Below are 19,755 nucleotides of genomic sequence, written 5' to 3' on the forward strand. Positions count from 1 at the left end.
AGGAGGAGTTATAATGGGGGAAGGTAGGAAAGTTTCTATAGTAACGGGTGGTGCATTGGGGATAGGACGGGCGCTTTGTAGTGAATTGGTATCTCAAAATGTATTTGTAATTATCGCAGATATTAATAAATTAGAAGGACAGATCGTAGAGGCTGAGCTTAACGAAAATGGAATCAATTCTAGGTATGTGTACTTAGATGTTACACATTTTGAAAGTGTGGAGCGAACAATTACGGATATATATAAAGAGTTTGGTAGATTAGACTATCTCTTTAACAATGCTGGTATTGCTATGTATGGCGAATTATATGATATGTCGATTGAAGACTGGAAAGAAATCATGGACATTAATTTATGGGGAGTCATTTACGGAACTCAAGTTGGGTATAATCTTATGAAAGAGCAAGGTTTTGGTCATATTGTTAATACAGCATCAGCAGCAGGACTTGGCCCCTCTCCAATATCCTCACCCTATTCTACAACGAAACATGCTGTTGTAGGTTTAACCACATCTTTGCATTATGAAGCAGAAGAATACGGTATTAAAGTAAGCACGTTATGTCCCACATTCGTTGATACTCCTATTTTTAATACAGCAAAAGCAGTTAATATTGATAAATCAGTTATTACAAAACAGTTGAAAAAGCAAAAAATGATGACCCCGCAGCAACTCGCAAAAATTACATTAGCTGGCATTCATAAAAATAAACCAATCATTTGTCCAATGCCAGTGCGAAGAACAATGGATATTATTTTTACGTTGTTTCCATCAGTTCATAGAAAATTGATGAGATTTGTATGTACAGTAAGTAGAAAAGCTCGTATGAATTAATAAAAAAACGATATTCTAAAAAGAAACACGCTATTCTTTTTGTGAAACTACTGGAAAAGATAGTGTGTTTTTTTATGTCTTTAAATGCTTCTTAACATGCCAATAATGAGCAATTAAGAGGAAAGGATGTATTTAACCAACAACTAAAAGAAACATTTGACATATATTAGTATCAGTTTAAAATAAAAGTGAGTACTCACTCATAAATTTGAAGAGGAGGAAAGTTTATGTCTCCAACAAATGAGGCAGTATTGCTTAAAGATGTTTCCAAGTACTTTGGAAAGAAACAAGTGATTCAAGATATTTCATTTTCTGTCGGGGAAGCTGAAATTTTTGGTTTAGTCGGCCCTTCTGGCTCGGGAAAGACGACACTTATTAAAATGATTGCTGGTATTAGTGAAGCAACATCGGGAGAAGTAACAGCACTGCAAACGGTTATGCCAAACTTGGATGGAATGAAACAAATTGGCTATATGGCTCAAGCTGATGCATTGTATGATGAACTATCTGCTTATGAAAATGCTGATTTCATCGCGACAATGTACGGATTAAAAGGAAAGCAAAAGAAGGAGCGCATTTCTGAAGTTTTTGAGCTTGTTCAGTTATCTGAGGATGCAAAAAAGCAAGTGCAGCATTTTTCAGGTGGAATGAAGAAGCGTTTATCGCTTGCCATGTCACTGTTGCATGAACCAAAGCTTCTTATTTTAGATGAACCAACTGTTGGGATTGATCCCGTTCTTCGAAAATCAATTTGGGAAAAGTTTTATGAACTGAAAAAACAAGGAACAACAATTATTGTTACAACGCACATTATGGATGAAGCAGAGTTTTGTGAACGTCTTGGTTTAATTCGTGAAGGGAAGTTAATCGCAACGGGTTCTCCAGTTGAATTAAAAGAACGAACAACATCGGGACGTATTGAGGATGTCTTTTTACTGGAAGGAGCGGTGGAGTGATGAGAGTATTTGGAGTTGTTATCCGCATTATTCGTCAGTTTTTCCGAGATAAAAGGTCGCTTGCACTTATGTTCGGAGCACCGATGCTACTTCTTTGGCTTCTTTCACTTGTATTCACACAAAAAGATTACAAGCCTCATATTGCTTTAGTTGATGTACCAGCACCAATTGTAGAATCAATGAAAAAGCAAGATGCTTCTTTTTATGAGTATGATAAGGAAAAAGCACGTAGTGAATTAGAAAATCAAGCAATTGATGCGATAGTTACTGTAGATCATGGAAAGATGAAAATAACGTTAGAAGGTAGCGATTCATCGAAAAATCGTGCTGTCATGCAAGTTTTGCAAAAGAGTATGGAGAAAAAAGAACCGACGATTATGAAGCCTGATGTTTCTTATTTACATGGCTCAGCTGATTTTACGATGTTTGATGGATTAGGTCCGGTATTAATTGGTTTCTTTACATTCTTCTTTGTCTTTATTTTATCAGGAGTTTCATTCGTTCGAGAGCGTTTAAGCGGTACTTTGGAACGATTATTATCGACCCCAATTCGGCGCTGGGAGATTGTTGCGGGTTATATCATTGGATTCGGTATCTTTGCGTTTTTACAATCCGTACTGATTGTTAGTTTTTCTGTGTATGTTCTTGATCTATATGTTGCAGGTTCACCTTGGCTCACATTACTTATTACATGTATGCTTTCATTAACAGCACTAACACTTGGAACATTTTTATCAGCGTATGCAAACAATGAATTTCAAATGATTCAATTTATTCCATTGGTCATCGTACCGCAAATTTTCTTTTCGGGTTTATTTCCGATTGAGTCTATGAATAAGTGGTTACAACTATTAGGAAAGTTATTTCCTTTAACATACGGTGCAGATGCGATGCGGCAAGTTATGATTCGAAATCAAGGATTTAGTGAAATTGCTGTTGATCTTGGAGTTTTATTATTATTTGCGATTGTGTTTGCAGTAGGTAACGTATTTGCTTTGAAGAAGCATAGAAGAATATAATGGAAATAAAAGGAGTTTATCATGAAAGAGGATTGGTTAGAAGAATTAATTGCTGCCACAGGGACGGATAAGCGTAATGAACGGCAAATGCGCATTTTAGAAGCAGCAGTGGACATGTTTAGTGAAAAAGGGTATTCGGCAACGTCAACGAGCGAAATTGCTAAGCGTGCGGGTGTAGCGGAAGGAACGATCTTCCGCTACTATAAAACGAAAAAAGACTTGTTGTTTGCTGTTGTGATGCCAACGTTAACGAAATTTGCCGCACCGTTTTTTGTGCAAACTTTTGCAAAAGAAATATTTGAAAATACGTATGATTCATATGAAAATTTTTTACGTGCTGTCATTCGGAATCGCTTTGAATTTGCGAGAAAACACTTTCCGATGCTGAAAATTTTAATTCAAGAAGTACCGTTTCATCCTGAATTGAAAGATGAAATTCAACAATTACTAGCAAAAGAAATTTACTCTCGCTTTGAAAAAATCGTTGATCATTTTCAGAAGCAGGGACAAATTATTGAACTTCCCAAGCCGGCAGTATTACGGTTTACATTATCACCTGTTATTGGTTTAATTTTAACCCGTTTTTTATTACTACCAGAAGAAAAATGGGATGATGATGCTGAGATCGAGTCTACGGTTCAATTCATTTTATACGGGCTAACACCTCGGAGGTAATAATATGAGGCAATTTGTAAAACCAACAGTTGTCGTAAGTAAATGTTTAGAATTTGAAGCATGCCGTTATAATGGTGACAAGATTTCTGATGCAACAGTGCGTAATTTACAGCCGTTTGTAGAATTCATTCCAATTTGTCCAGAAGTGGAGATTGGACTTAGCATTCCAAGAGAAACGATTCGTATTGTTGAACAAGATGGGATACAAAAATTAGTGCAGCCATCAACAGGAGATGATTTAACGGAGAAAATGCAGCAGTTTTCAGATGTATTTTTATCTTCTCTACCTGATGTAGATGGCTTTATTTTAAAAAATCGTTCTCCAAGTTGCGGAACTCGTGATGTAAAAATATATGCTGGGGTAGGAAAAGCACCAACAAAGGGAAAGGGCGCCGGTTTATTTGGCAGTGCAGTATTAGCAACCTTTCCGCATTTAGCAATTGAAGAAGAAGGAAGATTGTCGAATTTCATTATTCGTGAACATTTTTTTACGCAGTTATTTACGATTGCTCATTTTAAAACGTTAAAGAAAAAGAAAAACATGAAAGCCTTAGTTGAATTTCAATCCGATTATAAATACTTATTCATGGCGTATAATCAAACGAAGCAAAAAGAATTAGGGCGTATCATTGCTAATCAGGAAAAATGTCCGGTTGATGAAGTATTTGTAAACTACGAAAAAACATTGTATGAGTTGTTAAAGCGTACACCGCGGTATACATCAAATATAAACGTATGTCAGCATATTTTTGGCTATTTTAAAAATAAATTGAAGAATGAAGAGAAAGATCATTTTCTTTCTTTACTTAGTAAGTATGCAGAAAAGAAAATACCATTAAGTAGTATTCTTGCTATTTTAAAATCGTGGGCACTTCGATTTGAAGAAACATACTTATTAAGACAAACATATTTTGAACCATATCCAGAAGTTTTAGTGGAAATCACAGATTCTGGAAAAGGTAGAGATTATTAAACAAAAAACTACATAATTCGACCTTTTAATTCCTATGTTGTTGTAGAACAATGTAGGAATTTTTTCGTGCATTAGTACAGATTCTGTTTTACAATTGAATTATGACAGAATTATAGCAATTATCTTACTACTGTTCATTCTTTTTTCGAAGCAAGATTTGTACTATATACGCGCACGCTGTCGAAATAGCGAATTCGATAAGGGGTGTGACAAATGGAATTTACTCTTACTAGAGAAAAACAAATGATCAAAGAAATGGTGCGCGACTTTGCTGAAAAGGAAATCGCTCCAAAAGCGGTGTATTACGACAAAACGGCAGAATTCCCATATGAAACGTTTCAAAAGATGGGCGAACTTGGTTTGTTAGGAATCCCATTCCCTGAAGAATACGGTGGTTCTGGCGGCGATACGTTATCGTATGCATTAGCAGTTGAAGAAATTGGCCGCGCTTGTGGTGGTACAGGATTAAGTTATGCTGCAACAATCTCACTGGGCGCTTCTCCTATCTATTATTTTGGTACAGAAGAACAAAAACAAAAATATTTAGTTCCAATGGCATCTGGTAAGACACTTGGTGCATTTGGATTAACAGAGCCAAATGCTGGATCTGATGCTGGTGGAACACAAACGAAAGCGGTATTAGATGGCGATGAGTATGTAATTAGCGGCGAGAAGTGCTGGATTACAAATGCTGAGTATGCGAATACGATTATTGTAACCGCTGTCAATGGTGTTGAGGAAAGTGGTAAGAAGCGAATTTCTGCTTTTATCGTACCGACAAATAGCGAAGGATTAACAATTTCTAGTCCGTACGACAAAATGGGTGTTCGTGCTTCGAATACATGTGAGATTGTTTTAGATGGCGTTCGTGTACCAAAGGAAAATATCCTTGGGGATGTAAATAAAGGATTTAAACAATTTTTATATACGTTAGATGGTGGCCGCATTTCCATTGCTTCATTAGCAGTAGGGATTGCTCAATCTGCATTTGAGCGTGCATTGCAATACGCAAAGGAGCGTAAACAATTTGGTCGTTCTCTATCAAACTTCCAAGCAATTCAATTTAAATTGGCAGATATGGCAACAGAAATTGAATTAGCACGTAATATGGTACATAAAGCTGCTTGGTTAAAAGACAATGATAAGCCATTTGGGAAAGAAGCTGCGATGGCAAAGCTTTTTGCATCTGAAACAGCAAGCCGTGTATCAAATCAAGCGGTTCAAATTCATGGTGGTTACGGATATATGCGTGAGTATGAAGTAGAGCGTCATATTCGTGATGCAAAGTTATTAGAAATTGGTGAAGGTACTTCTGAAATTCAACGTCTCGTTATTTCAAGACATTTAGGATGTCGTTAATAGGAGGGGTCACTATGTTTCGAAAAATATTAATTGCGAACCGCGGTGAAATTGCTGTTCGTATTATAAAGACGTGTCAAAAACTTGGGATTCGTACAGTTGCGATTTATTCAGAAGCTGATGAGTTTGCACTTCATGTGAAAATGGCAAATGAAGCATATCTTGTTGGTGGTCCGCGCGTACAAGAAAGTTATTTAAACCTTGAAAAGATCATTGAAATTGCAAAAGAAACAAATGTAGAGGCAATTCATCCAGGTTATGGACTGTTATCAGAAAATCCAACATTTGCAGCGCGCTGCGAAGAAGAAGGAATTGTCTTCATTGGTCCTTCTAAAGATGTTATTGCGAAGATGGGAAGCAAAATTGAGTCCCGTAAAGCAATGCTAGAAGCTGAAGTGCCAATTGTACCTGGTATTTCAACTAGCATTCCAACAGTTGAAGAAGCGAAAGAAATTGCGAGTCAAATTGGTTATCCACTTATGTTAAAAGCATCCGCTGGCGGCGGAGGCATTGGTATGCAAGTGATTGAAACTGAACAAGCGCTCACTCAAGCATTTGAAAGTAATCAAACGCGTGCAAAAAATTTCTTTGGAAACGGAGAAATGTATATGGAACGATTGATTACAAATGCGCATCATATTGAGATTCAAGTGCTTGCTGATAAACAGGGGAATACGGTGTATTTATGGGAACGTGAATGCTCTGTGCAGCGCCGTAATCAAAAAGTAATCGAGGAAGCGCCATCTCCATTTTTAGATGAAGAAACGCGCAAGGCGATGGGAGAAGTTGCAGTAAAAGCTGCGAAAGCACTTGGTTATGCGAATGCAGGGACAATTGAATTTCTCGTTGATGATGAGAAAAACTTCTATTTCTTAGAAATGAATACGAGATTACAAGTAGAGCATCCAGTAACAGAAGAAATTACAGGTCTTGATTTAGTAGAGCAACAACTACGCATCGCATCAGGCGAAACACTTTCGTTTACGCAGGACGAAGTAAAACGCAATGGTCATGCCATTGAAGCTCGTATTTATGCGGAAGATCCAAAAACATTTTTCCCATCACCGGGGAAAATCACGTCTCTTTCTCTTCCAACATCAGTTCGCGTCGATCATTTCTTAGAAGATGGTGTAACAATTACACCGTTTTATGATCCAATGATTGCAAAAATAATTGCACATGGTGAAACGCGTGCAGATGCAATTCAAAAATTGCAAGTGGCATTAGAAGAATTGAAAGTAGAAGGTATTAAAACAAATACGCCGATGCTTCTGCAAGTACTAGAAGATGAAGTATTCCAAAGTGGTATTTACACAACAAGCTTTATCACGAAACAGCTTGTGAAAAAATAAAAGTTACGAAATTTAAAGGAGGAAATAATGATGACAAAAGTGTATGCATCGATGGCAGGAAACGTTTGGAAAATTGTAGTGGGTGTAGGAGATACAGTAGAGGAAGATCAAGATGTCGTCATTTTAGAATCTATGAAAATGGAAATTCCAATCGCTGTAGAAGAATCTGGCACAGTTATGAAGATTCTTGTGCAAGAAGGCGATTTTGTTAATGAGGGAGATGTATTAGTAGAAATTGAATAATTAGAAACGGGGTGTAATCGATTGAAACTACCTTCTTTTGCTTCTATTAAAGAAGTTGGACCGCGTGATGGTTTGCAAAATGAAAAGAAAATTGTTGGCTCAAAAGATAAAGTGAAATGGATTCATATGTTAGCAGACGCAGGTCTTTCTTATATTGAAGTTTCATCTTTCGTTCACCCTAAATGGATTCCTGCTTTAGCAGATGCACAAGATGTGTTTACAATGCTTGAGCGGAAACCACATGTTACATATGCAGCTCTCGTTCCAAATCAAAATGGTTTGGAACGGGCGCTTTTGCAAGATGTAGATGAGGTGAACGTCTTTTTATCTGCTAGTGAAACGCATAATAAGAAGAATATTAATAAATCAATTGATGAAGCACTTTCTGTTATTGAAGATATAACGAAACAATCGCTATTTGCTGGGAAAACGGTACGTGGTTACGTATCTACTGTGTTTGGTTGTCCGTATGAGGGTGAAATAAACGTTCATGCCGTAGATGAACTTTGTGACAAATTGTTTTCGTACGGTATTTATGAAGTATCACTTGGAGATACGATTGGGGTAGCAAATCCGGTACAAGTAGAACGTGTACTAGAGCACTTACTCAAAAAATATGATTCTTCCAAGTTTGCGATGCACTTTCATAACACGTACGGCATGGCACTTGCCAATGTTGTAAAGTCATTAGAGTGCGGTGTTACAACTTTTGATAGTTCATGCGGTGGTCTTGGCGGATGCCCGTATGCGCCAGGTGCGTCTGGAAATGTCGCAACAAATGATTTAGTCCACATGCTTCATAAAATGGGCGTGCAGACAAATGTAAATGAAGAAAAGTTATTACAAGCAACGAAATTTATTCAAAGCAAGCTCGATATGCAGATTCCGAGTCATGTATACCGTGCTTTGCAACATAAAACAGTGAGTAGGTGATCCCATGTTACAGCTGCAAAATATTTCAGTTGAGTACGTAACGCCTCATATTGTGAAAGTAACGTTAAATCGCGAACGACAAGCAAATGCTTTATCACTTGCTCTTTTAGAAGAATTACAAGAGACACTTAGTCGTATTAACGAAGATAATGATGTCCGTGTCGTAATGATTACGGGTGCAGGTGCAAAAGCATTTTGTGCAGGTGCAGATTTAAAAGAACGCGCGAATATGAATGAAGAACAAGTACGCGATGCAGTTGGGATGATTCGCTCTACAATGGATATGGTAGAACAATTATCACAACCTGTTATTGCAGTTCTAAATGGAATTGCGCTTGGCGGCGGTACAGAATTAAGTCTTGCTTGTGATATTCGCATTGCTTCTGACACAGCAAGTCTTGGTTTAACAGAAACATCGCTTGCGATTATTCCAGGAGCCGGTGGTACGCAGCGTCTTCCGCGTTTAATTGGAATTGGACGTGCAAAAGAATTAATTTATACAGCAAGACGTATTTCAGCTGAAGAAGCAAAGGAATATGGACTTGTAGAATATGTTGTTCCTGCTGATGAACTAGAAGAAAAAGCAATTGAAATTGCAAAGCAAATTGCAGAGAATGGCCCAATTGCTGTTCGCCTTGCGAAAGAAGCGATTACAAATGGTATGCAAGTAGATTTAAAGACTGGTTTACAAATGGAAAAGCAAGCGTATGAAGGAGTGATTCATACGCAAGATCGCTTAGAAGGATTACAAGCATTTCGTGAAAAACGGAAGCCGATTTATAAGGGGGAATGAACATGCTAGATCAAAAACAACAATCTCGTACATTAGAAGAACGCATAGAAACGATAAAGCAAGGCGGCGCACCGAAATATCATGAGCAAAACACAGCAAAAGGGAAACTGTTTGTTCGTGATCGGTTGGCGCTTTTGTTTGATAACGGTGAGTACGTAGAAGATGCGTTATTTGCAAACTGCGAACAAGAAGGCTTACCTGCTGATGGAGTTGTTACCGCAACTGGTAAAGTAAATGGGCGTACTGTTTGTGTAATGGCAAACGATTCTACCGTAAAAGCAGGATCATGGGGCTCTCGTACAGTAGAAAAGATTTTACGTATTCAAGAAACAGCTGAAAAATTACGTGTACCGCTTTTTTATCTTGTTGACTCCGCTGGTGCACGTATTACTGACCAAGTTGAAATGTTCCCAGGAAGACGCGGCGCAGGGCGCATTTTCTATAACCAAGTAAAATTATCCGGAAAAGTACCGCAAATTTGTTTACTATTTGGTCCATCGGCTGCTGGCGGTGCATATATTCCTGCTTTCTGTGACGTTGTAATGATGGTTGAAGGAAATGCATCCATGTATCTTGGTTCACCTCGTATGGCTGAGATGGTAATCGGTGAAAAAGTAACATTAGAAGAAATGGGCGGCGCACGTATGCATTGCTCTGTATCTGGTTGCGGAGATGTCCTGTGCAAAACAGAAGAAGATGCAATTTCAAAAGCACGTCAATATATTTCTTACTTTCCAAGTAACTACTTAGAAAAAGCTCCAATGACAGAACCTCAAGAACCGAAAGAATTTGAAAAAACATTAGAACAAATTATCCCGGAAAATCAAAATGCACCTTTTAATATGCTGGATTTAATTAAACGTATTATTGATGAAGACTCTTTCTTTGAAGTGAAAAAATTATTTGCACAAGAACTTATTACTGGATTTGCACGTATTAACGGTATGCCAGTTGGAATTATTGCAAACCAGCCTCGTATGAAAGGCGGCGTATTATTCCACGATTCCGCTGATAAAGCAGCAAAATTTATTACATTATGCGATGCGTACCACATTCCACTTTTATTCTTAGCTGATGTACCAGGCTTTATGATTGGTACAAAAGTAGAGCGTGCTGGTATTATCCGTCACGGTGCAAAAATGATTTCTGCTATGAGCGAAGCAACTGTACCGAAAATTTCTATCGTTGTACGAAAAGCATACGGTGCTGGTTTATACGCGATGGCAGGCCCTGCATTTGAACCTGATTGCTGCCTTGCACTTCCGACAGCATCAATTGCAGTAATGGGACCAGAAGCAGCGGTAAACGCAGTGTATGCAAATAAAATTGCAGCACTTCCAGAAGAAGAGCGTCCAAGCTTTATCGCTCAAAAACGTGAAGAGTACAAGCAAGATATTGATATTTATCGTCTTGCATCAGAAATGGTAATTGATGGTGTTGTCCATCCGAACCAATTACGTGAAGAATTAAAGAAACGTTTTGAAATGTATATGAGCAAATATCAAGTATTTACAGATCGAAAACACCCAGTTTATCCAGTATAAAGTGAAACTTCCCTCAGTGGAAGATTTTGCAGGTAAGTAGAATGAATCAAGTTCGTAATAGTCAATGCTTTGTTTGTCTATGCGAGTAAGAGAAATAGCCCTTTTGAAGGGCTTTCTTTTCCAAAAAATAAGGGGGGAAAAATAGTGAAGCAAGCAGTTTGGTTTCCAACAGAAGAATATAAAGCAAAAACACGCTTATATCAATGGATGCAATCACTGGGCTATGATGATTATGAAACATTTTATAATAAGTCTATTGAAGATACAGCATGGTTTTGGGGAGAAGCAGAGCGAGCTGTAGGCTACCAATGGATGCGTCCGTATACAGAAGTGTTAGATTTGGCAAACGGTATTCCATTTGCACAGTGGTATGTGGATGGAACTTGTAATGTCGTAGAATCTGCACTGTCTCGCTGGATTGCAGAAGATGATACGAAAGCACAAAAGGCTCTCATTTGGGAAGGAGAAAATGGAACATCAAAATCTTTTACATATGAAGAGTTAGATCATTGGGTAAGCCGCGTTGCAAATGGTCTTAAGCATTTAGGAATTGAAAAAGGAGATCGTGTAACAATTTACATGCCGATGATACCAGAGACAGTGGTTGCAATGTTAGCTGTGATGAAAATCGGCGCAATCATTTCTCCTATTTTCTCAGGATTTGCTTCAGATGCAGTTATGACGCGTGTACAAGCAGCAGGATCCAAAATGATTATTACGGCAGATGGATTTGCGCGCCGCGGTAAAACAGTTTCTTTAAAAGATGAAGTGGATAAAGCATGTGAGCATTGCCCAAGTGTTGAAAAAGTAGTAATTGTCCGTCATGCTGGGAACGAATTTACACCGCATGATTATGATATTTCATGGAACGTTCTTGAAAAAGAGAAACCATTTACTCATGCGGAAGAGATGAAAAGCGACGACCCGCTTATGCTTATTTATACATCTGGTACAACAGGTAAGCCGAAAGGAACGGTGCATACGCATGCAGGGTTCCCGTTAAAATCGGCGTTTGATGCTAGTTTTGGCATGAACGTGAAACAAGGTGATCGCGTACTATGGATTACCGATATGGGCTGGATGATGGGACCGTTTCTACTATTCGGTTCTCTTATTAACGGAGCAACAATGGTTATGTATGAAGGAGTGCCGGATTATCCAGAGCCAGATCGTTTATGGGAAATGGTTGATCGTTATAAAGTAACGCATCTTGGTATTTCACCAACATTAATTCGTTCATTAATGGCAAAAGGTGACACATGGGTGGACAAACATTCACTGCAAAGTTTAGAAGTAATCGGTTCAACAGGCGAACCATGGAATCCAGACCCATGGATGTGGCTTTTTGAAACAGTTTGCAAAGGAAAAGTACCAATTTGTAACTATTCTGGTGGTACTGAAATTTCTGGAGGTATTTTCGGAAACGTCCTTATTAAACCGATTGCACCAATTAGTTTTAATGCATCACTGCCAGGAATGGCCGCTGTTGTATTAGATGAAACAGGGGCACCAGTTCAAAATGAAGTCGGAGAATTATGTCTAGAAAAACCTTGGGTTGGTATGACGAAAAGTTTTTGGGAAGAAGATAATCGTTATATAAGCACATATTGGTCTCGTTTCGAAAATAAGTGGGTGCATGGTGATTGGGTATTATATGATGGAGAACAATATATCATTACAGGTCGTTCTGATGATACGTTAAATATTGCAGGAAAACGTATTGGACCTGCGGAGTATGAATCCATCCTCGTAAAACATCATGATGTCGTAGAAGCTGGAGCAATTGGGGTTCCTGACGAAGTGAAAGGTGAAGTGTGTCATTGCTTTGTCGTGTTACGCGAGGGCACTTCGTTTACACCAGAATTGAAAAAAGAATTAATGAGTCTAGTAAACTCTCATATCGGGAAAGCATTGTGTCCGAAAGATATTCATGTGGTCGAAGATTTACCGAAAACACGTAACTCTAAAGTGATGCGCCGCGTTATTAAAGCAGCGTATTTAGGAAAAGAACTTGGAGATTTATCTTCACTTGTGAATCCTGAGGTTGTGACGTATATTCAAGGACTACAGTCTCAGAAACAAATGTAATTTTAAAAAGCAAACTCTTCGATACAGAGAGTTTGCTTTTTAGTTTGTGTTTATGAATACTAATATAAATCGAAGTAGGAGCAAGAAATAATGTACTGTACAAAAAACAGAAAAGTTGATTGTATATAGAATATAAAAGAAAAAAGTTCTTTCATGTGTTACATATGTTGGCTTGGAATAAAGTTTGATCAAAACAAGCTCTCAATATATTTAATTGAATCATTCTTTTATAAAAAGTCTGATCATCATCTGTAATGTCCACCAAAAAAACGCCATTCTTCCTATGAATTTATAGAAAGAATAGTGCATTTTTTCGTTTTGAGAGTATTTAATTGCGTTAGGTTGATGACTATGGGGTACTAATTAATTTAAGTTGATGGCGATGTGACGGTACCCCTATATAGTGACATTTAATTGTAAAAAGACTACGGCAAATAAAAAAAAGTTACAAATTGAAGCCATAGACCTGTCTTTCAGATCTCACTAAAAGTATCGAGTGTAGTCTGAAACAACGCGAAGCTTTAATAAGGTACTGAAAAGAGGTGATTTAAACCCCATACCAGTAAAACCATCTAATGTAGAAATGGTTCACATTTCGATGGGAACTACATCCTTAATTTACAGCTGATAATAATTGCGGATTTTCGGGAAATGGATTGTTACTTTTGTGTATTCGCCTTCGGTTGATTGGATTGTTAAATTGTGACCTAGCTTCAAAGCTAATTGCTTTGCAAGGTAAAGTCCCATCCCTGTCGATTTGGCATGAATCCTTCCGGTAGATCCAGTAAATCCTTTTTCAAAAACTCGATCGATGTCTTCTGGCTTTATCCCGATCCCCGAATCTCGGATTTGCAGTCGTTTTTCTAGTTGATCCTCTTCAAAATTGAATGAAATTTCCCCACCTTCATCGGTATACTTAAGCGAATTCGCTACAATCTGATCGAGAATGAAGGATAACCATTTGCGATCGGTTTGGACAAATCGAAGTTCATCAAACAATGTAAAGTGAATGCGTTTACTGATAAAAAGCTTGGAATATTTTTTAATACTTTCCTTCAGCATAGCATTCAACTCGATTTCGGTAATGAAGTAATCCTTTGAAAATGAATCGATTCTAGAATAGTAAAGTGCCTGCTCGACATATTTGTCAATTTTATCAAGCTCATCTTCAAATTTATCTATAAGGTGGTCGACGCTTTTTCCTGCACTATTTTCCATTAGGAGCCTGCTTGCGGCAATCGGAAGCTTTACCTCATGGATCCAAGACATGATGAAGTCCTGATAATCATGCTTTTCCTCATATAAGGTATGTATACGAGCCGCCTGCTTCTTATTCAGCCTCTTAAGAAGTTGAAAATTGAGCTTTTGTTCGTATTTTTTCGGTTCAGGTAATGCCGCGATGACTTCCTCCTGCTCACTATTGATGAGAACTTCTAAATCTTTGTAAAACGATAGATGATAAAAAAAACCAACGCTGATGTAAAGGATAGCAAAAATAATGGATACGATATTGATGTAGACTAGATTACTAACAACATGCTTCGGACTGACACTGACAAGTATCATCAATGAAACAAATACCATTAGGACGATAAAAAACAGAATGAAAAATCGCTTATCGAACAAATATTTTAAAAAATTCATTGGATGATATAACCTTGTCCTTTCTTGGTCGTAATGTAGTTTTCCTTCCCGAGTCCCGCAAGTTTTTTGCGCAGACGGGCAATATTAACAGTTAACGTATTTTCGTCCACGAAACTTTCATCTTTCCAAAGACTACGTATGATTTTATTTCGGCTTACGATTGTTCCTTTATGCTGCATAAGGGTATTCAGAATGATAAATTCGTTTTTTGTAAGCTCCGCTTTCTGATTCCCATGAGTGATGCTCCCTTCCTTCAAGTTTAATAAGACTCCATCATGTTCAATGACATTGGACGGTATTTCTGAATAGGAGTAAGATCTTCGAAGCAGTGCATTGATTTTTGCTACCAATACATCCGTATGAAAAGGTTTTTGAATAAAATCATCTCCGCCCATATTCATCGACATCACCATATCCATTGGTGTCTCACGAGAGGAAAGAAAGATTATAGGTACTTTTGAGACCTCTCTGATTTTATTGCACCAATAAAACCCGTCAAAGATAGGCAAGTTAATATCCATGATTACTAGATGAGGATTCTCATTAAGAAATACATGCAAGACATGTTCAAAGTCTACGACCTTAACGGTTTCAAACCTCCATTTTTCTAATGTTTCTCCTACCATATCGCGAATGATAGGATCGTCTTCCACAATCATTATTCTCATTTCATCCCTCCAAAACCAATCATGAATGCACCTTTTGTAACGTGTGCCCGACATGTGCGTATGACATAACATCATTGTAATTGATTTCCACTAAACAGACAAAGAAGGAATGATGTTAAGAATTGTTCTTGTTCCAAAGTGACAAAAATGTAAGGTTGGACTACCAATCTGTAAGATTACTTTATGATTGTCTGTTATAAAATAAAACAAATAGCTCAGATGAAATGGAGGGCTTTTATAAATGAAAACTGTAGTAGAAACAACACAAATAAAAAAAGTATATGGTGTAAAAGGGAATGTATTTACAGCGTTGGAAGATATAGATTTGACCGTTATGGAAGGTGAATTCGTCGGCGTTATGGGGCCGTCGGGTGCCGGTAAATCGACATTACTGAATGTATTGGCTACGATAGATGAGCCCACATCCGGTGACATCATCATTGACGGAACTAACGTGGCCAAGATGAATGAAGAACAATTGTCAAGTTTCCGGCGTAATAAACTCGGCTTCCTTTTTCAAGATTACAATCTTTTAGATACATTGACTATAAAGGAAAATATATTGCTACCTTTAGCATTAGCCAAAATGAACGTTAAGGAATTAGAGCAAAGAGTAGATGAAGTAGCCAATCAATTTGGCATTCGTTCAATATTAGGAAAGTACCCCTTCCAAATTTCAGGTGGACAAAAACAACGTACAGCTGCTGCGAGGGCAATTATCGCAAAGCCTAGCTTGATATTAGCAGATGAACCGACGGGTGCATTAGATTCCAAAGCAGCGACCGACTTGCTAGAGATACTGAAAGACCTGAATGAATGTGATCAGACAACGATATTAATGGTCACGCATGATACTTTTGCGGCAAGTTATTGTAAACGCGTACTGTTTATCAAAGATGGTCGCATTTTTACGGAATTAGTGAAAGGAAATTCATCTCGAAAAGACTTTTTCAAAAAAATATTGGATGTATTAACTGCGTTAGGAGGGGGCTCAAGTGACCTTATTTGATATCGCAAAGAAGAATATCAAAGGAAACTTTAAAAACTACCTGGTATACTTCATTTCCTTGCTCTTGAGCGTCGTAATTTATTATATTTTCGTTTCGCTTCAGTACAGCACGGAAATAGCAGATACGATTGAATCCTCGCAAAGCATGCGATCCATTTTTATGTTTGCATCCATCATTTTAATTTTATTCGTTACAGTATTTACATTATATTCTAATCACTTTTTTGCGAGAAAGCGCAAGAAAGAGGTTGGGCTATACTCTTTGTTCGGTTTACCCAAAAAAACCATTGGGAAAATGTTGTTCTATGAAAATCTTATTATTGGAGCAACCGTGTTAGTCATAGGTATTTTGTTCGGCACTTTATTTTCCAAGTTGTTTACCATGATTTTAATTAAGTTGCTGGGAACGACAGTAGAAGTGGGGATGACCTTTTCCCTGCAAGCGTTGATTAATACCCTTATTGTGTTCATGGTGATTATTTTAATTACGTCCATTCAGGGGTATCGATTGATCTTTAAATTTAAATTGATAGAATTATTTAAAGCGGAACAAAAAGGAGAGCAGGAACCCAAAGCATCTAAGGTCTCGGCTATCGCAGCTATTTTCTGCCTGGTCGTGGGGTATGTGTTCGGATTCCGTGACTTTTCCACCAACGAAGATATCCTTACCAATCTGGGTATTATGGTGGGTGGCATTATTGTTGGGACGGTATTGTTGTTTTCCTCATTGATCATTGTATTGTTGAAAACAGCAAAGAAGAGAAAAAGAAGTTATTATAAGGGAATGAATTTAATTAGTACATCGAATTTGGTGTACCGTATTAAAGGGAATGCCCGTTCATTAAGTGTCATTTCTCTGTTGTCGACAGCTGCGTTATGCGCCTTCAGTGTCGGTGTTGGCATGTACTACTCATTTGAGAAAACAGTGAATTTGGCAGCCCCTTTCAGCTATATGCATATCGTCCAGGACAATTTATTTGACCAGACCGTGGATAACATCATACGTGAAGATGAAGCACATCCGGTTCGCAAGAAAATGACGATACCGATCCTAAAGACAAAAGGGGAGGCTTCCGACTCAGATATTTTGTCTGAGAGGGTAATGAAAGCAGATGAAAATCCGCTCAAGGTAATTTCGATCAATGAATATAATCGGGTTGCCAAGGCTTTGCGTTTCCCCACTCTTGCGCCAATCGATGATGACGAAGTCATTGCCATCCGACCGATGTACACGGACTATGAATTCTCGGATTACAAGGGAGAGACCATTACTATTCAATTGCCCAAGGATAATATAACTCTTGACTTTGCCGGTATGGCGGAAGAAAGAGTGATCAATTGGAGTTATCCGGATGTGATGATTGTGGTGAATGATGGTACCTACCAAAAAATCAGGGAACAGGTTTCACCGACTCACTATATTGGATATGTCGTAGAGGGGCAAAAGACGACGAAGAATACAACCGACAAGCTTGCAGCCATAAGTACGCCAGAATCAAAATTGTCCTCATTTTATTCCGAATACCGTCTTGGAATAGAAGAAGCAGCCTTTAATGTCTTTATATTGGGATTTCTCGGATTGGTTTTTGTCATGGCGACAGGCAGCATGATTTATTTCAAGCAGCTGACGGAGGCCACAGCTGATAAACCTAGATACGACATCCTCAAAAAAATTGGCGTGAGTGGCAAAGATATTGGAACTGTCATCGTCAAACAGACCGCATTTATCTTTGGTTTGCCGTTGGTGATCGGACTTGCACACTATTTCGTAATCTTAAATTTGTTGAAAAGATTGTTTAGCAATATGACAGGGACTAGTCTAATGCTCCCTATCCTCATCTGCGTCGTTGTATTTATCCTGATCTATACCGTCTACTATGTACTGACTGTCAACTCCATCAGTAGAATGGTTAATGGAAAGTCTGGCTCCGTGGTAAAACTCGCTGTGCTTGTGTTTGTTTTCTGTCTCCTTGCTTTGGTTGGAATATTCATAAGTTCGGAGTCTCCGACTCCAAGTAATGAAGGGTATACCGGAGAGAAGGTTCAGCTGAACCTGCCAAAACCAACCGGAACGTATCCTGTAGGGACGATTGAAATGCATTTGACAGATGAAGATCGGATCGATCCCTGGAAGACTGACAGGAAGAGGGAATTGATGATCAGTATATGGTATCCCGCTGAGCGGGAGGGCAAGCAGAAAGCCTTGTACATGCAGCCCGGGGCGGCAAAACATTACGACGAAAACATTTTGTCAACGATCGGAGTCGATCCTGGGCGGATTGACCTATCTGGTATTGACACCAATGCATGGGTGGACGCCCCTGTGGCGAGCAGCGATGAAGGGTGGCCAGTTATTGTATATTCACCGGGAGGGACGGTTCCAAGAAACTTCGGTACGATATTAGTTGAGGAATTGGCCAGTAGAGGATATATAGTGGTTACAGTCGACCACACTTATGAGGCATCTGCGGTCGAATTTCCTGATGGACGTGTGGTAACGGAGAAATTACCGTCCTCAAATAAAGAGGTTATACTAAAGATGCTGAAGGTCAGAGTGGAAGATACTCGGTATGTTCTAGACCAACTTAAGCTTATCCATGAAGGTCACGATTCAGATCATCAACAGTTGGAGTTGCCCAAGGGGATTCGGGAAGCAATGGATCTTTCCAGAATCGGTATATTTGGACATTCCGCCGGGGGAGCTACTGCTGTGGAAGTGATGTATGAGGATAACAGAGTCGACGCCGGGATCGACATGGATGGAACGATAGGCTATATGCCCGACGATCCACTCCCTGTGGCACAGTATGGGCTGGACCGCCCCTTCATGCTGATGAACTCGGGGTACAATGACAAAGACGAGGTCGATTCCCATCTTACAGCGAAGAGCCGAAAATTGCTCTGGAAGCATTCGAGTGGCTGGAAACTGGATCTTAGTATACCAAAAGGAGCCCATTTCACCTATACGGATTATCAGTTCCTTCTTCCTCAGCTCCGTAATAAGCTAGGTATTTCGCCACGGATAATTCAACAAAGTATCGGAACAGCCGATCCCGATCAAATGATCACTGCACAGCGAAATTATATTACAGCCTTTTTTGATCTTCATCTAAAGGGGGAACCTCAACCATTGCTGCTTTCCCCATCGGGAGACTACCCGGACGTTGAATTTATAAAATAGAAAAAATGAGAATACGTGGTATTCCACAATTTGCTTAAGTAAGCGTCTAAGGATCACCTTTTGAACCAAAATACAAACTAAAGAAAATCCCGATGAGTAAGTTAAATTTGCCATCGGGATTATTGGTTAAACATGTAGGATGTAAGGAGATTATATCATGGGCTATTTATAACTTGTAGGTGGGGAATATTTGATGCTTACACTTACTTATACAAATTTAGAGTTTATTTCATATTTCCTTAATGATCAAACTTTTTTACAAAGCTACATTTGTCTAGATAGCTGATTATTTTTATTTAATTTATAATCGCTTGTTTAGTTAATTATTCTTATTCTAAGGTCCTCGATGCTTCGTATCTGCGGATACGCCTCCCGCTATGGGCTTCGTCCTCCTCCAAAACCAATCAAACCCTTGCACATAATTCCCCTGTTTATATTCTTTCGCGTATAGTATGTAGTCTTTTATTTTAAACTAATTTATTATTA

At 38.5% G+C, this 19,755-nt stretch carries 16 protein-coding genes; 14 read left to right on the plus strand and 2 right to left on the minus strand.

Annotation, left to right across the window (positions count from 1 at the left end; genetic code table 11):
- Window positions 1–13 precede the first annotated feature (13 nt).
- The 12 genes from NKR74_RS10455 (at window position 14) to NKR74_RS10510 (ending at window position 12,767) form a co-directional block, all read left to right on the plus strand.
- Window positions 14–832 (plus strand): SDR family NAD(P)-dependent oxidoreductase, encoded by an 819-nt coding sequence (locus NKR74_RS10455; protein WP_253629486.1) that lies wholly within the window; start codon window positions 14–16, stop codon window positions 830–832.
- A 227-nt stretch (window positions 833–1,059) separates the two neighbouring features.
- Complete coding sequence (locus NKR74_RS10460; protein ID WP_253629487.1) at window positions 1,060–1,788, plus strand: ABC transporter ATP-binding protein; 729 nt, start codon at window positions 1,060–1,062, stop codon at window positions 1,786–1,788.
- The gene (locus tag NKR74_RS10465; RefSeq protein WP_253629488.1) at window positions 1,788–2,807 is read left to right on the plus strand and encodes an ABC transporter permease; all 1,020 of its coding nucleotides are present in this window, start codon (window positions 1,788–1,790) and stop codon (window positions 2,805–2,807) included. The genes NKR74_RS10460 and NKR74_RS10465 overlap by 1 nt, the downstream gene beginning before the upstream one ends.
- Window positions 2,808–2,828: 21 nt before the next feature.
- Window positions 2,829–3,482, plus strand: a complete 654-nt coding sequence (locus tag NKR74_RS10470) for a TetR/AcrR family transcriptional regulator (protein WP_253629489.1) — start codon at window positions 2,829–2,831, stop codon at window positions 3,480–3,482.
- Between the two features lie 4 nt (window positions 3,483–3,486).
- Window positions 3,487–4,455, plus strand: coding sequence for a YbgA family protein (locus tag NKR74_RS10475; RefSeq protein WP_253629490.1), 969 nt, complete (start codon window positions 3,487–3,489; stop codon window positions 4,453–4,455).
- A 213-nt stretch (window positions 4,456–4,668) separates the two neighbouring features.
- On the plus strand, window positions 4,669–5,814 hold the full coding sequence (locus NKR74_RS10480) for an acyl-CoA dehydrogenase (RefSeq protein ID WP_253629491.1): 1,146 nt from the start codon (window positions 4,669–4,671) through the stop codon (window positions 5,812–5,814).
- Between the two features lie 14 nt (window positions 5,815–5,828).
- Window positions 5,829–7,166: an acetyl-CoA carboxylase biotin carboxylase subunit gene (locus NKR74_RS10485; RefSeq protein ID WP_253629492.1), complete on the plus strand. Its 1,338-nt coding sequence runs from the start codon at window positions 5,829–5,831 to the stop codon at window positions 7,164–7,166.
- Between the two features lie 27 nt (window positions 7,167–7,193).
- A complete protein-coding gene (locus tag NKR74_RS10490) occupies window positions 7,194–7,409 on the plus strand; it encodes an acetyl-CoA carboxylase biotin carboxyl carrier protein subunit (protein WP_098307438.1) in 216 nt (71 codons plus the stop codon).
- A gap of 21 nt (window positions 7,410–7,430) precedes the next feature.
- Complete coding sequence (locus NKR74_RS10495; RefSeq protein ID WP_253629493.1) at window positions 7,431–8,342, plus strand: hydroxymethylglutaryl-CoA lyase; 912 nt, start codon at window positions 7,431–7,433, stop codon at window positions 8,340–8,342.
- Window positions 8,343–8,346: 4 nt separating this feature from the next.
- Window positions 8,347–9,135, plus strand: coding sequence for an enoyl-CoA hydratase (locus NKR74_RS10500; protein ID WP_253629494.1), 789 nt, complete (start codon window positions 8,347–8,349; stop codon window positions 9,133–9,135).
- Between the two features lie 2 nt (window positions 9,136–9,137).
- Window positions 9,138–10,679, plus strand: a complete 1,542-nt coding sequence (locus tag NKR74_RS10505) for an acyl-CoA carboxylase subunit beta (protein WP_253629495.1) — start codon at window positions 9,138–9,140, stop codon at window positions 10,677–10,679.
- A 144-nt stretch (window positions 10,680–10,823) separates the two neighbouring features.
- Window positions 10,824–12,767, plus strand: coding sequence for an AMP-binding protein (locus NKR74_RS10510; RefSeq protein WP_253629496.1), 1,944 nt, complete (start codon window positions 10,824–10,826; stop codon window positions 12,765–12,767).
- Between the two features lie 618 nt (window positions 12,768–13,385).
- Here NKR74_RS10510 and NKR74_RS10515 read toward each other — a convergent pair.
- Window positions 13,386–14,411, minus strand: a complete 1,026-nt coding sequence (locus NKR74_RS10515) for a sensor histidine kinase (protein ID WP_253629497.1) — start codon at window positions 14,409–14,411, stop codon at window positions 13,386–13,388.
- Window positions 14,408–15,079 carry a response regulator transcription factor gene (locus tag NKR74_RS10520; protein ID WP_253629498.1) on the minus strand — a complete coding sequence of 224 codons (672 nt, stop codon included), beginning with the start codon at window positions 15,077–15,079 and terminating at the stop codon, window positions 14,408–14,410. The genes NKR74_RS10515 and NKR74_RS10520 overlap by 4 nt, the downstream gene beginning before the upstream one ends.
- Window positions 15,080–15,320: 241 nt before the next feature.
- On the opposite strand from NKR74_RS10520, the gene NKR74_RS10525 reads away from it, so the two are divergent.
- On the plus strand, window positions 15,321–16,088 hold the full coding sequence (locus NKR74_RS10525; RefSeq protein ID WP_253629499.1) for an ABC transporter ATP-binding protein: 768 nt from the start codon (window positions 15,321–15,323) through the stop codon (window positions 16,086–16,088).
- On the plus strand, window positions 16,075–19,269 hold the full coding sequence (locus tag NKR74_RS10530) for an FtsX-like permease family protein (RefSeq protein ID WP_253629500.1): 3,195 nt from the start codon (window positions 16,075–16,077) through the stop codon (window positions 19,267–19,269). Before NKR74_RS10525 ends, NKR74_RS10530 begins: the two co-directional genes overlap by 14 nt.
- Window positions 19,270–19,755: the final 486 nt, after the last annotated feature.

The organism is Bacillus sp. 3103sda1 (genome assembly GCF_024159135.1).
In the GTDB taxonomy this organism is placed as follows: domain Bacteria; phylum Bacillota; class Bacilli; order Bacillales; family Bacillaceae_G; genus Bacillus_A; species Bacillus_A rhizoplanae.

What these genes read in the sequence shown, in the direction of transcription:
- NKR74_RS10455 (WP_253629486.1), top strand. Translation starts at nt 14, where the DNA reads ATGGGGGAAGGTAGGAAAGTTTCTATAGTAACGGGTGGTGCATTGGGG.
- NKR74_RS10460 (WP_253629487.1), top strand. Translation starts at nt 1,060, where the DNA reads ATGTCTCCAACAAATGAGGCAGTATTGCTTAAAGATGTTTCCAAGTAC.
- NKR74_RS10465 (WP_253629488.1), top strand. Translation starts at nt 1,788, where the DNA reads ATGAGAGTATTTGGAGTTGTTATCCGCATTATTCGTCAGTTTTTCCGA.
- NKR74_RS10470 (WP_253629489.1), top strand. Translation starts at nt 2,829, where the DNA reads ATGAAAGAGGATTGGTTAGAAGAATTAATTGCTGCCACAGGGACGGAT.
- NKR74_RS10475 (WP_253629490.1), top strand. Translation starts at nt 3,487, where the DNA reads ATGAGGCAATTTGTAAAACCAACAGTTGTCGTAAGTAAATGTTTAGAA.
- NKR74_RS10480 (WP_253629491.1), top strand. Translation starts at nt 4,669, where the DNA reads ATGGAATTTACTCTTACTAGAGAAAAACAAATGATCAAAGAAATGGTG.
- NKR74_RS10485 (WP_253629492.1), top strand. Translation starts at nt 5,829, where the DNA reads ATGTTTCGAAAAATATTAATTGCGAACCGCGGTGAAATTGCTGTTCGT.
- NKR74_RS10490 (WP_098307438.1), top strand. Translation starts at nt 7,194, where the DNA reads ATGATGACAAAAGTGTATGCATCGATGGCAGGAAACGTTTGGAAAATT.
- NKR74_RS10500 (WP_253629494.1), top strand. Translation starts at nt 8,347, where the DNA reads ATGTTACAGCTGCAAAATATTTCAGTTGAGTACGTAACGCCTCATATT.
- NKR74_RS10505 (WP_253629495.1), top strand. Translation starts at nt 9,138, where the DNA reads ATGCTAGATCAAAAACAACAATCTCGTACATTAGAAGAACGCATAGAA.
- NKR74_RS10515 (WP_253629497.1), bottom strand. Translation starts at nt 14,411, where the DNA reads ATGAATTTTTTAAAATATTTGTTCGATAAGCGATTTTTCATTCTGTTT.
- NKR74_RS10520 (WP_253629498.1), bottom strand. Translation starts at nt 15,079, where the DNA reads ATGAGAATAATGATTGTGGAAGACGATCCTATCATTCGCGATATGGTA.
- NKR74_RS10525 (WP_253629499.1), top strand. Translation starts at nt 15,321, where the DNA reads ATGAAAACTGTAGTAGAAACAACACAAATAAAAAAAGTATATGGTGTA.